Source organism: Nocardia sp. NBC_01503 (assembly GCF_036327755.1).
Lineage (GTDB): Bacteria > Actinomycetota > Actinomycetes > Mycobacteriales > Mycobacteriaceae > Nocardia.
The window spans coordinates 4,519,125-4,531,776 of sequence record NZ_CP109596.1 but is presented as its reverse complement, the minus strand read 5'-3'; the positions used below and the strand labels follow the sequence as shown (position 1 = coordinate 4,531,776).

Here is a 12,652-nt window from a genome sequence, read left to right as displayed (position 1 = left end):
CATGAGTTCGCCCGGCAGCGGCGCACGCCCGACCGCCCCGCTGCCGGTCGCCCTCCGCCACGATAACGACGCGCGCGGCGCGATCGGCCGCGCGGCCCGCACGTTCGATACGCGCCCGGCCCTCGTCGCCGTAGCGCACGGCAGCCGCGATCCTCGCTCGGCCGCGACCATGTACGCCGTCGTCGAACAACTCGCCGCGAGCCGACCCGATCTCGATGTGCGCCTGGCCTTCCTGGACCTGAACGCCCCCTCGGTCGACCAGGTCGTGGATGCCATTGCCACGGAAGGTCATTCGCACGCGGTGGTAGTCCCCCTGCTACTGGGGAGCGCCTTCCACGCCCGTGTGGACCTGCCCGGCATGCTGGCGGCCGCCCGCGCCCGCCACCCGCGCATCCGACTCACCCAGGCCGACGTCCTCGGACCTGACCGGCGTCTGATCGCCGCCCTGCGGGACCGCGTCCTGGAGCGGCTGCCGGAGAAGGCCGACTCCCTCCACCTCGGCATTGCCGTTGCGGCAGTGGGCTCTTCCTCAGCCGCCGCGAATGCCCGCACCGCCGAAGTGGCGCGCCGACTCTCGGCCATCACCGGCTGGGCCACCGAAATCTGCTTCGCCACAACCGAACCCACTGTCGTCGAGGCAACGGGGCGGCTACGCGCACGCGGCGCGGATCAGATCCTGGTCGCACCGTGGTTCCTCGCCCCCGGCCTGCTTACCGACCGGCTCTCGGCCGCGGCCGCCGACTTGGCGCACGCCGAGGTGATCGGCGCACATCCCGCACTCACCGAGATCGTGTGGGACCGCTACGACTCGGCGGCCACCGCCACACTTGTCCGCTCGGCCTGAGCAGTGCCGTTTCGCCTCCGCAACGAGGCGGTCGACGCACGCAAATCCGCTGCACGACAACCGAACCCGCTGTTGACGCGGCCTCAGCTCGACCGCCATCACTTAACGACCGATGCGACGGTGGTGCGAGTGAGGCCGATTACATGCAGGCGAGGAAGTGGCCCGCGGAGCCGGAGGACTTGGAGCACATGGCGTAGTCGTCGCTGGCGATCGGGGCGGGGTTCGTGCCCGGGGTGAGCGTTACCTCCGCGGCGGGGGCGTCGACGAGGGGGATCTCGGCCGAGGCCACACCGGCGGTGAGGGCGGCGGCGCCGATGCCCAGGGCGAGGACACCGAGTCGGAGGATGGGGCGCATGAGCGTACTCCTTTTGAAAAGACGACATTTCATAACAGCTGCTCGCATGCTACCCAGCCGGATTCGCCCGCAACAGGTATAGCGCGGATTCGTTCCGGCCGTGGCCGAATGGTCGGCCGGGTTTCATTCCCGACCACAAATAGTTTAGGCTTTCCTAAGTTAGTGGAGGGTTGGAACTATGCTCGGAGAGTCTGGCGCGGGGACCACGGTTACGTCGGTCGCACGCGATTCGTGGCGGGTTTTCTTCGGGTACGCGGTGTTGGCCACGGGGACGCTCGCGGGGGCCGTGTGGATCGCGGGGCATGCGCGGCATATCAGTCCGGCGGTACATACCGCAGGGCTGGTCATTCATCTGACTTCGCTCGCGGTGGGATTCGGCGGGGTGTTGATCGCGGATTCGCTGGCTTTGCGGTGGGCGGTAGGGCGGGCTTCGCTGAGTGCGACGCTGCGCGGAATGAGTCGGCTGCATACGCCGATCTGGCTGGGGTTGGCGGGGCTGGTCGCGAGTGGGTGTGTGCTGGAGCCGAATCTGTCGTCGATGATGACGCAGACCAAGCTGGCGATGGTGCTGGTGTTGACACTCAATGGGATTCAGGCCAGCGCTTTGAGTCGGCGACTGCGGGAGCGGGGGGATGCGCGGCTCACGACAGGGCTGCTCGCCTGGAGTGTGGCCACCGGCCTGGTGTCGCAGGTGTGCTGGTGGACGGCGACCGCAATCGGGGTTGTCAACGCGCAGGGTTGAGTTCCTCGAATCGGGGGTCGGCGCGCCCGATAGGCTGGGCGAATGATCAAGGCAGTGGTGTTCGATGTGGGCGAGACGCTGATCGACGAGACCCGGATCTGGAGCCGATGGGCGGACCGGTTGGGGATCCCGCGATTCGCGCTACTCGGGGTGATCGGCGGAATGGCGGCCACGGGACGGCCGATCACCGATGCGTTCGAACTACTGCTGCCGGGGGTCGACCTCGACAAGGAACAGGTCAGCTGGGCCATCGACGAGCCCGAGAGCCTGCGCAACAACTTCGACGCCAATGATCTGTATCCGGATGTGCGACGGGCGCTGAGCGTACTGCGCGAGCGCGGGCTGACCGTGATCATCGCGGGCAATCAACCGCCGCAGGCCAAGTCGGCGCTGGAGAATATGAATCTGCCGGTGGACGGGGTCTACACCTCCGCCGAGTGGGATCTGGAGAAGCCGGATCCGAAGTTCTTCCACAAGTGCGCCGAGGTGGCGGGGGTCGAGATCGGCGAGGTCTGCTACGTGGGCGATCGGGTCGACAATGATGTGCTGCCCGCCAATGGCGTCGGCATGATTCCGGTGCTCATCCGCCGTGGGCCGTGGGGGTATCTGCATTCGGAGTTGCCGCAGACCTCGTACGGCGTGGTGATCAACAGCCTCGACGAACTGGCCGAATTGCTCGCCCAGGCCTGACTTACATGACGTATCAACTCAAGGACTGATTCCCGCCAGCCACGGTGGGCCGTCTCTCGTTTACTAGACATGTCAACGAAAACGGTTCAACCGCAAGGGGAATGGTCATGATGGGTTCACGCTTTGCTGCCAAGGTCGTACTGATCACCGGCGCGACCTCGGGAGTCGGTGCCGCGGTCGCCCGCCGCATCGCCGCGGAGGGCGGCGCGGTGGTGCTCGGCGCACGCGGTAAGGAAGCCGGTGACCGCATTGCCGAGGAGATCCGGAGCGCCGGTGGCCGCGCGCTTTTCGTACCCACCGACGTCACCGCCGAGCAGGATGTGGCACGCCTGACCGATGCGGCCGTCGGCGAATTCGGCCGCCTGGACGGCGCTTTCAACAATGCGGGCGCGATCAATGCCTTCGGACCCGTACAGGATATCGACGAGGCGGGCTGGCGCGCCGACCTGGAGCTCAACCTCACCGCCGTCTATTACGGTCTGCGCCACCAGATTCCGGCGCTGACGGCCTCCGGCGGCGGCGCGATCCTGAACAATGCCTCCCAACTCGGCGTCGTGGGCATGGGTTCGGTCGCCCCGTACGTGGCCGCCAAACACGGCGTCATCGGCCTGAGCCGGGCGGTGGCCCTGGAGAACGCCGATCAGGGCATCCGGGTCAACGCGCTGGTCTCCGGCGCGGTGGACACCCCCGCCTACCGCAACTCCATGGGCTCCACCCCCGAAGGCAAGGCCATGGTCGCCGCCCTGCACCCCATCGGCCGCATCGCCCAGCCCGAGGAGATCGCCGCCTTCTGCGCCTACCTGCTCAGCGATGAGGCCAGCTTCATCACCGGCGCCGCCCTCACCGCCGACGGCGGTTTCACCGCCCGCTGACGCGACGTGGCCCACCTCTGCGCCTGGGCACTTGCAGCGCGGGGGTGGGCCGGTCGCGTTCGACATCCGAGTGGAGGGTTCGAGGGATCACTCCACCGGCGTCGACGACTTTTGTTGCGGGACTTGATCAGTGGGAGAACTGCTCCGACAGCGGGTCAGTGCCGACCGCCACCGCCGCCACCGCCACCGTGGCCTCCGCCGCCGCCCGCACCCCCACCGGCGCCGCCGCCCGCTCCGCCACCGCGCGCTGCCCCGCCCCCGGCGCCCCCACCGGCCGAGCCGCCAGGGGAACCCGCGCCTGTGCGGCTGCCACCGGAAGTTGTGCCGCCACCACCCGCGGATGTTCCTCCGCCGCCACCAGCGGATGTCCCACCGCCACTGGAGGTTCCACCACCGGCACCACCACCGCCAGCCGAGGTTCCACCGCCCGCACCAGCGCCACCGCCGGACGCTCCTCCGCCGCCACCAGCGGATGTCCCACCGCCACTGGAGGTTCCACCACCGGCACCACCACCGCCAGCCGAGGTTCCACCGCCCGCACCAGCGCCACCGCCGGACGCTCCTCCGCCGCCACCAGCGGATGTCCCACCGCCACTGGAGGTTCCACCACCGGCACCACCACCGCCAGCCGAGGTTCCACCGCCCGCACCAGCGCCACCGCCGGACGTTGTTCCGCCGCCACCAGCGGAGGTACCGCCGCCGGTGGAGCCGCCGCTACCGCCCGCACCCGTGCCGCCGGTACCGGAAGTCGTTCCGCCACCGGCTGTTCCACCACCGGTAGTGGTGCCGCCCCCGGAAGTCGCTCCGCCGCCGGTCGTTCCACCGCCGCCGGTTCCCCCGGTCGTGGTTCCACCCGTTGTGGTTCCACCGCCCGGGGTCGTTCCGCCACCGGTGGTGGTGCCGCCGGAAGTCGTTCCGCCGTCGCCGGTCTCACCGCCGGTGGTACCGCCGACCGGGGTTGTCTCACCACCCGGTGTGGTAGCCGAGCCGCCGGGTGCGGTCGCGCCGCCGGGACTCGTCGTCGAACCGCCGGTGGCGGGATCCCCTGTAGTCGTGCCACCGGAAGTTGTTCCACCCGTGGTCGTCCCGCCGGTAGTGGTGCCGCCGGTAGTGGTGCCCGCCGGGTCACCGGTGGTCGATCCCGGCGTCGCGGGTGACCCCGGGGAACCCGGCGAAGTAGTACCCGGATTGGTACTGGGCGCACCGGGCAGGGTGCGGGGCAGACTGACCGAGGGCACCCGGCCGAGGTATTGGGGCGGGCCGAATGCTGGAGCGGCCAGGAAGGGTAGTGGGTTGACGAACTGGGCCGGATTGGCATAGGTGAGAGAGTTTGCGACACTGCGGGTTTCGCAGTGGGTGCCGGGCCGGGTGTCGACGGGGCGACCACGGGACCAGGAGGGTGTGACCGTGGGCGCCATCGCACCGTAGCCGCTGATGGCCGCGGCGGTGGTCACCATATGGACGCGACCGGGCGCGGCGGGCGCTCCGGTGGCATCCTCCAACAGCAGGACGTCGGCCGCACCGACGGTCCCCGAGTCCGACGGAGCGGGGGCGGCCTGCAGTCCGGTGGTGCTCGCGACCGTCCCGCCGAGCACGGTGGCCGCGGACATGGCGAGCGCGGAAGCCACTGCCGCACCGGAGAATACGGCCGCACGCGGCGCATAGCGCCCGATGGCCGAGCCGGTATCGGCGGTGCGGAAGGCAGCCAGTGCCGCCCCGACCGCCACGGTATGCGCCGGATCCGGCGCCATGATGACGGGTCGCCCGAGGTCGGCGAGTACCCGCGCCACCTCGATGGGCCGCGCCGCACCACCGATCAGCAGCACCCGGTCGATGTCATCCATGGTGAGCCCGGTGTTGTGCACGCACGCCTTGACCACCCGTAGCGAATTGCGAATATGCCAGCTGCGCAGGCGATTCGTATCCGCGGCGGGCACCACCGCCGAGACCGGCTGATGCTCCCCCGGCGCGATACTGCGCGCGTACCGGGCCAGCAGTGCGCCGAGCGGCCGTCCGCCGTACTCGGTGGAGCGTTCGGCCACGCCGAGAATGCCGCGCTCCTCGCGATCGGCCTCGGTGCGCACCACGGCCACGTCGAGGCAGTTGCCGCCCAGATCGTAGACGAGAGTTATTCCGGCGCTGGAGATTCCGTACTCCGCATCCAGCCACTCCACGGCCGCGACCGGCTCCGGCATGAGCGCCACATCGGCCGCCCCGGACCAGTCCAGCGCCCGCCGCAACCGAGTCACATGCTTCTCGGTGTAGTTGGCCGGATAGGTGGTGACGGCGGGCGCCTCGGGCGCATTGGCTTCGATGAGCCCGTTCACCACGGCGGCCACCAGATCGGCGGGCGACCAGATGCGCCCGTTGATGACCACGGGGTCCGGATCGGTGGTGAGATCCGCGAAATCGGTGACCACCGGGGCGAATCGTGGAATGCCGCCGATGCGTGGTCCGCCCGCACTGTCGAAGGTGACGGCGGTCCGGCGAACTCGCACGGCGGGCCGAATCCTTTCACCGGCGGCAGTCGCCCATACGGAGTTCACTGTGCCGATGCTCATGCCAAAGCCAACAGTCATTTGCTATCCCGTCAACGCACCGTGACCACGGCCTCACAGGCGTACCAACCATGTGGACGCGGTCGTTTTCCAAACAGCGGGTTCAGGTTAGCTGGCACATGCCGGATGTGAATATCGAATCCGGAGAAAAGATTTCGCGTCCAGTAGCGAAGTTGGCGAATCTACTGGTCAGACAGGTGGGGGTTCAAGATCGAATCGAACTGGACACCAGGAGAGTTCAGGAATGGGTGCGCCGTGGCTACAGTCCAGCGAACGACTAATTCATACCAACCGGTAGGCAACGAGTGTCCGAAAAAGCAAACCGCAGCGTCAGTTTGTGCGCGTGGATTGCCGATCACTGGTCGGTTGCTGTCCCCGAGTTCCCCACCCGCGCAGGCTTACCGACCGCGATTCGAAGTCAATTCTTCTCTACTACCAACGATGTCGTCTCGGGCAAACACAGCATTACAACTCACACAACACAATCCGCATACAAAAACAGACCGCCTCATATGACAAGGTCATATGAGGCGGTCCGAACTACTACGAGCTAGCGACTGCGCACCAGCAGCGGCAGCCGCCGCCGGGCCGGACGGTTGACCGCACCGCCGCGAATGGCATGCGGCTGACGCACACCGACCAGTCGATCGAATTCCCCTGCGCCATGCGCCGGTTCGACCAATCGCCCGGCATTGAAGTCGTCCACCAGCTGCCGCACCGTCTCCTGCGCACAGGACTTGTTGGTTCCGATGAACCCGGTCGGCCCACGCTTGATCCAGCCGGTCACATAGGACCCCGGCACCACCGCACCGCCGGCGCTCTCCAGCACCCGCCCGTCCAGGTTCGGAATCACGCCCCCGCGCTCGTCGAACGGCAACCCCGCCAACGGAACTCCGCGATATCCGACAGAGGTGAGCACCAGCCCGGTCGCCAGCACCTCGGTCTCCGCGGTGGCCTCGGCCCGCACCACACCGTCGGCACCGGTGATGAGCTCATTGCGCACCACCTCGACCCCGGTCACCCGGTCCACACCCTCGAAAGCCGTTGGCGCGGAGAGGTATCGGAAGATGATCCGCTTACGACCGCCCACCGGCCGATCGGCCAGCCCGCGCAGCAGCTTCAGCTTCTGCTCCACACTCTGCGATACGCCCGCCGCGGTCGCGGGAATCTCACCCTCGACCACGATGTCGACATCGGCCCCGAGCAGTCCGACGAACTCCGGCACGGTGAAGGCGGATTCGGCGGGCCCACGACGACCCAGCACTACCACTTCCTCGATCTTGCTGCGCCGCAATGCCGTCAGCGCGCGCGGTGCGATATCGGTACCGGCCAGCAGCTCCGGATCGATGGTCAGGATTCGCGCGACATCCAGCGCCACATTGCCATTGCCGACAATGACTGCCCGCCGCTGCGACAGATCGAAGTACCGACCGGCGTGATCGGGATGGCCGTTGTACCAGGCCACGAACTCGGTCGCCGAGACGCTGCCCGGCAGCCCCTCGCCCGGAATGCCGAGTTTGCGATCGCTGGACGCGCCCACCGCGTAGATCACCGCGTGATGATGCGCGAGCAGCTCTTCATGCGAAACATGTTCCCCGACATTCACATTCAAGTACGACCCGAAGCCGTCCTGCGCGGAGATCACATCGAAGAGATCGCTGACCTGCCGTGTCTTGGTGTGATCCGGCGCGACACCGAACCGCGCCAGCCCGTACGGCGTGGCCAGCCGATCGAACACCGTCACCGCGACCCCGGACTGGGTCAGCAGTTCGTCGGCCGCGTACATGGCCGAGGGGCCCGAGCCGACGATCGCCACCCGCAGCGGTTCCCGCCCGGGCTTGACCTCCGCCGCCGGAATCGGCTTGGCCAGCAACGGCCGCGGCCGCTCCGTGCGGTAGAAGTCGGCATTGATCTCGATGAAGGGCAGCTGCTCATCGGTCAGCTTCTTGGTCGAGACAATGGCGTCCACCGGGCAGGCGGTCGCGCAGGCGCCGCAGTCCACGCATGCCTGCGGGTCCACGTACAGCATCTCCGCGGTCCGGAAATCCGGTTCATCGGGCGTGGGATGGATGCAGTTGACCGGGCAGGCGTAGACGCAGGAGGCGTCACTGCAACAGGATTGGGTGACTACGTACGGCACTGTACGTCCCTTGTCTCAGGCGTTCTTACCGGAGCGGATCGGCTCCGAACGATAGCGGGAGGCGTTTCCGGCGATACCGAACATCTTCCAGACGCGCCTGGAAATCGGGTTCATCAGCCCGATCTCCTGGGCCAGCGCGCGCACGTCCACGAAGTAGTCGCTGAACGCCTGCTTGGAATCCTTGGACCCGTAGAACAGCTCCTTGCGCACCTTGTCCGGCACCTCGAACTCGTCGAAGAACGCCTTGGGCGGGGTCACGATGGAACGGCCCAGAATGAACATGACGATCGGCATGGCGATCGACAGCACCAGCTTGCTGACCTGATTCTGTTCCGGCACATGGCGCTTGAGGAATTCGTGCGCGAACGAGATATGCCGCGCCTCCTCGGCGACGTGAATCGCCATGACGCCGCGCATGATCGGGTGCACTTCCTCGCCCGAGCGCAGGATCTGCTTCTGGATATGGTCGATCGGCTCCTCACCGGCGAGCACGGCCATGAAGAACAGGTTCGGGAAGAGCACCGCGACCGGTACGGCGACCTGGCGGAACTGCCGCACCCACGGACCCATACCGGGCACGTCCAGGCCGATGCGATTCACCATCTCCTGGAACATCTGGGTGTGGTTCAGCTCTTCGGACATCTCATGGGTGCAGTACCGGAACTCCGGGTCACCATTGGCGAGGCCGAAGGTGTGGTTCACCATGCCGCTGATCAGGATCGACTCGAACTGCAGGCCGACCTTGGCGACATTGGCCTGCCGGTACTTGCCGACGGCGATCTTCTGCTCATCGCTGAGCGCGAGGTACCAGGGGTGGCGACCGATCGGATCCGCGGACGCGGGCAGAATCCAGCGCTCGGGCTTGGCGTTCGCGTCGAAGTCCGGATTCTCCCAGTCGATGTCCTCGAACGGATCGAAACTGCGGTTGACCGAGCCCTCGGAGAGCAGCAACAGCTTGTGCGCGTACTCGATAGCTTCGGCGACAACCGGGTCGTCGACATGGGTAGTGGTCGGGGACATCATCGTCACCTCTCCAGTCGGTGATGTATGTGTATCCCATGGTTACACCAAACTGGAGCACCGTCAACACGCGCTAGCAAGATGCTTGCACGTGTCGACCCCGACCGAACCATGATCGAGGGCAAACCCGCCGGTAACCGGCGTATTTACAGGGCGGCGACCCGCGTGACACGCCGAAAGAGATCGGCTAGCACATGATGCCGATGACCCCCGGAATCCTGCGCCAGCAGCGACTGCCTGGCCGAGATGGCGGCCCCGTCGGCAATGGTGCGCTCCGGATCGGGAGCCACCGTCACCGGGCGGGCCAGCTGTTTCGCCAGCACATCGGCGACCTCGGGCGGCCGGGCGGCACCGCCGACCACCAACACCCGATCCACATCGGCCATGGTGACATCGGCAATGCGCAGGCATTTGTAGACCAGCTTCAGCGATGCCCGAATATGTTCGGTGCGCAGCTCACCGGTATCGGTATCGGAGTACACGCGTGAGATGACGGGTGCGTCCGGCGAGCGCCGCAAGCGCCCCGCGACCAGACCGCCGAAGGCGCGGCCACCGAAATCCGCGGAGTGCAAAGGCAATCCGACAATGGGGTTACTCGGCGCACCCGCGCCCACCCGTACCAGCGTCACATCCAGACCCGATCCGCCGAGGTCGTAGACCAGGGCCAGCCCGGGCATGAGCGGCCCGCGCTGAGCCGCCAACCAGGCCGCCGCGGCCACCGGTTCGGGCAGCAGCCGCACCTCGGCCAGCCCGATCCCGTCGAGCGCGGTGCGCAGGTCGGCCACCAGACTCGCGGAGTACCCGGCCGGGTGGGTCACCGTGATTCCGGTGTCCCCCTTACCGTTCTGCCCGGCCGGAGCCTTCCCCAGCACCTCCTCGAGCACGCTGTCGGCCACGGTCGCAACGAGATCCGCGGCCGACAGCGCCCGGTGACCGACCCGTGCGACCGGGGCCCCACGCTGGGTCAGGTCGGCGAATTCGGTGATCACCCGGCCGTGCCGCGGAATGCGGCCGACCCGAGCGGTACCGGAACTGTCGAAGGTGAGGGTGGTGCGCCAGGTGGTCGGCGGCGACCCCTTGCGCGCGGTGAAGGGCGGGCTGCCCCGGCGAGCCGAGCGATCGGCGGCTGTCACGCACACCGTATTGACCGTGCCGATACTCAAGCCCACACCGAACGCCATCACATCACCCTCGATCGACGAGTCGTTCTCAGCCGTCCTGACCCGACCCGGAATTCATGCAACTCCTGCGCCGGATGCTTGCCAACCACCGGACATGAGGTTGTCCGCAACTGCACCTGTCCCGCGGTGCGACCGCGCCTGCCAGGGGTGGTGTGTGGGACACGCCCGGGGCGCATCGAGGTCGCGAGGAGTTTGCCCGACTTCGGTCTTTCGCGGCAGCAGGTACCGGTCGGGACGAAAGTTGCCCAGAGCGACGAAAAGCGTCCCCGCTCCGAAGGATTCGGGGCGGGGACGCTCTCGTGAACTGCTACTTCGCCGGTGCGGTCAAGATGGTCGAGCTCAGCACCGACACCAGGCTGTACGCCAGGTTGACCAGGTCCGAGGCCACCCCGTTCTGACCCATGAGCATCTTGGCCAGCGGACCCATCATCTTGACGGCCGACTGCACCAGCGTGCTCATCGACTCGATATCCAGGACCTCACCGGTCTTGGAGCTCTTATCGGTGGTCGAGGGTGACTGCGTACCCGGATTCGGCAGTGTCCCGGGGCTGGTCCGGATTCCCGGATTGGATTGCGTTCCCGCACCGGGGAGCTGCGGCGCGGCCACCGGCGGTGACTTCGGTGCGATCGGCGCCGCGATGGGATGAATCCCACCGGGCAGGTCGCTCGCACCCGGAATCGTCGCGGGCAGCACCCGGCTGTCCGAGGCGGGTTGCGTCTTTCCGGGCTGGACCGGTCCGGGCGCCGCCGGTTGTGACGCCTCGGGCGCGGCCGCCGTGCCCGGCTCGGCCTGCCCCGGCTGCGCCACCTGTGGCCGCAGCAGGTCACTCAGTTGCGGGATCAGCAGCTCCGGCCTGAAGTCCGCACCCGGCTGGTCGGACCGCCCCGGAGCGGGCTGCGTCTTCGGATCGGTCTGGGCACCACCCTGCGCCTTGGGATCGACCGCCGCGCCACCGTTCTGCGGCAGCGTCTGCGATTCCGGCGCTCCCGGCTGCGTGGCACCCGGAACCGCCTGCTGCGGTGCGGGCGCGGCACCCTGCGGAGCCACCTGATCGGCGGGCGCACCGGCCTGCGGGCCGACCGCGGGAGCAGCGCCCTGCGGTTCGGGGACACCGCCCGGCATCGCGCCCGGAGACTGCGCGCCACCCTGCGGTGCGGTCTGACCCGGTCCGCCCTGCGGAACCGCTTGCGGCTGAGCGGTTGTCCCGCCCGGTTCGGTCTGCGGTTCGGTGCCGGCGGGCGGCGTCTGGAACTGCGCGGGCTGTACCGGCGGTGCGATCGCGGGTCCACCCGCCTGCTCGGCGGCATTGCTCGGCGGCACCGCCATACCGAGCAGATACGACACCACACCGGTGGTGATGGTGACCGCGTGCCGCAGCTGGCCCTCCTGCGTCTCCAGCAGCGCGGCGTCCTCGGCATTGGCCCCATTGCCCATTTCGAGGAAGACATCGGGGACCTGCGTCAGCGCGGGTCCGGCGATATCGGCGCGCGGCTGGAGTCCTTCGACCGCCCCGTTGTACGCGGCGGCCGGGAATCCGGCCTGAATGTAGGCGTCCCGCATGGCCTTACTGGCGGCCAGGCCCGCGACGGATTGCACCTCATTGGCTTTGGCGTCCGGGATCGGCAGCTGCGGCACGATGAGGTGGAAACCGCGGGCATCCGCGGGCGCACTGTCGGCGTGGATGCTGACGGCGATGTCGGCACCGGATTGGTTGGCGGCGCGGGCGCGTTCGTCGACGCAACCGCCCCAGCCGGTGTCATCGGGGCGGCTCATGACGACCCGCGCGCCGAGACCCTCGAGGGAGGTGCGCACCAATTGCGACACATCCCAGTTGATGGTGTGTTCCGGAACGCCGTGCACGCTCGTCATGCCGGTGGTCTGGCATGCCTTGGTGCCGCCGCGGCCGTCATCGACCTGTTTGGCGACGTCCTGACTGTGATTGGGCCCCTGGTGGCCGGGGTCCAGGAAGATCGTCTTCCCGGCGAGCCTTTGTGGCAGTTGGGGCAATTCGGGCGAAGCTAGGGCGGTAGCCGGGATGAGCCCGGCCACTGTAGAGAATGCCGCGGCCGTGACGGCGGTGAAGATACCGGCCTTGACCATGCTCGGCTTCATAAGCGGCGGCGCTCCCGGGATCGAGGCGCCCCTCCCTTCCCACTAGTAACACCAAACCCAGCTGTTTACTTTGGCAACATCAGTTACCTGCTGGCAACGCCTGATGCGGTTCGTAATTCAACTGTTACCGGTGGTCA

General features: G+C 67.8%; 10 protein-coding genes. 4 read left to right on the top strand and 6 right to left on the bottom strand.

Features of this window, described 5'->3' with window-relative positions; all coding sequences use genetic code 11:
- The first annotated feature begins 1 nt into the window (after window position 1).
- Entirely contained in the window at window positions 2-844 is an 843-nt protein-coding gene (locus OHB26_RS20440) for a sirohydrochlorin chelatase (RefSeq protein WP_330178882.1), read from the top strand.
- 139 nt (window positions 845-983) lie between these two features.
- Here the strand turns inward: OHB26_RS20440 and OHB26_RS20435 are convergent, their stop codons facing one another.
- Window positions 984-1,199: a hypothetical protein gene (locus tag OHB26_RS20435; RefSeq protein WP_330178881.1), complete on the bottom strand. Its 216-nt coding sequence runs from the start codon at window positions 1,197-1,199 to the stop codon at window positions 984-986.
- A 178-nt stretch (window positions 1,200-1,377) separates the two neighbouring features.
- Between OHB26_RS20435 and OHB26_RS20430 the strand changes: the two genes are divergently transcribed.
- The 3 genes from OHB26_RS20430 to OHB26_RS20420 all read left to right on the top strand — a co-directional run bounded on the left by OHB26_RS20430 (window position 1,378) and on the right by OHB26_RS20420 (window position 3,503).
- A complete protein-coding gene (locus OHB26_RS20430; protein WP_330178880.1) occupies window positions 1,378-1,941 on the top strand; it encodes a hypothetical protein in 564 nt (187 codons plus the stop codon).
- Between the two features lie 42 nt (window positions 1,942-1,983).
- Window positions 1,984-2,631, top strand: a complete 648-nt coding sequence (locus OHB26_RS20425) for an HAD family hydrolase (RefSeq protein WP_330178879.1) — start codon at window positions 1,984-1,986, stop codon at window positions 2,629-2,631.
- A 110-nt stretch (window positions 2,632-2,741) separates the two neighbouring features.
- A complete protein-coding gene (locus OHB26_RS20420) occupies window positions 2,742-3,503 on the top strand; it encodes an SDR family NAD(P)-dependent oxidoreductase (RefSeq protein ID WP_442943030.1) in 762 nt (253 codons plus the stop codon).
- 155 nt (window positions 3,504-3,658) lie between these two features.
- Here the strand turns inward: OHB26_RS20420 and OHB26_RS20415 are convergent, their stop codons facing one another.
- The 5 genes from OHB26_RS20415 to OHB26_RS39725 all read right to left on the bottom strand — a co-directional run bounded on the left by OHB26_RS20415 (window position 3,659) and on the right by OHB26_RS39725 (window position 12,515).
- Window positions 3,659-6,064: an Hsp70 family protein gene (locus OHB26_RS20415; RefSeq protein WP_330178877.1), complete on the bottom strand. Its 2,406-nt coding sequence runs from the start codon at window positions 6,062-6,064 to the stop codon at window positions 3,659-3,661.
- A gap of 547 nt (window positions 6,065-6,611) precedes the next feature.
- A complete protein-coding gene (locus OHB26_RS20410) occupies window positions 6,612-8,201 on the bottom strand; it encodes an FAD-dependent oxidoreductase (protein ID WP_330178876.1) in 1,590 nt (529 codons plus the stop codon).
- Between the two features lie 15 nt (window positions 8,202-8,216).
- Window positions 8,217-9,224 (bottom strand): AurF N-oxygenase family protein, encoded by a 1,008-nt coding sequence (locus OHB26_RS20405; RefSeq protein ID WP_330178875.1) that lies wholly within the window; start codon window positions 9,222-9,224, stop codon window positions 8,217-8,219.
- A gap of 143 nt (window positions 9,225-9,367) precedes the next feature.
- Complete coding sequence (locus OHB26_RS20400) at window positions 9,368-10,402, bottom strand: Hsp70 family protein (protein ID WP_330178874.1); 1,035 nt, start codon at window positions 10,400-10,402, stop codon at window positions 9,368-9,370.
- Between the two features lie 307 nt (window positions 10,403-10,709).
- Entirely contained in the window at window positions 10,710-12,515 is a 1,806-nt protein-coding gene (locus OHB26_RS39725; protein ID WP_442942684.1) for an N-acetylmuramoyl-L-alanine amidase, read from the bottom strand.
- Between the last annotated feature and the right edge of the window lie 137 nt (window positions 12,516-12,652).